At 62.9% G+C, this 380-nt stretch carries 1 protein-coding gene; it reads right to left on the minus strand.

The annotated features are described in order from the left end of the window. Window positions 1–228, minus strand: a 228-nt coding sequence (locus tag AC0L28_RS34780) for a hypothetical protein (protein WP_287176647.1), incomplete at its 3' end; no start/stop codon positions are given. Window positions 229–380: the final 152 nt, after the last annotated feature.

The following is a 380-nucleotide window of genomic DNA, read 5'->3' on the forward strand; positions in this document are numbered from 1 at the left end:
AGATAATCGGAATCGTCGCCCATGAGGCTCGCGACCCTCCACCTTGAAACTGCGAGATACGGCGATGTATATCGCGCCGAAAGGCTCGCGCGGCTGAGGCAGCAAATGATCCGGCACATCAAGCGCACTGACGCCTCGGCTCAAAAAGTCGAGCAAGCGCTGACTATTTTGGCCGAAGCAAACGCACCCATGCACCGGCTCGCGCGGCATCAGTAGGGCCGCGCTCATGCGCGCCTCCGCATCGGCACGATGTGCGGCGGTTGCTGTATGTGGCATCGACGGCGTCGAGTTGGTCATGAAGGGCCTACGGCCGATCCCGCCGGCCGGGACGCCGGTCGCGTATATCGCTTTCGTGGCGGGTTAGCCGCGGAGCGATATCC

The sequence above is a fragment of the Mesorhizobium sp. WSM4847 genome, assembly GCF_055811335.1.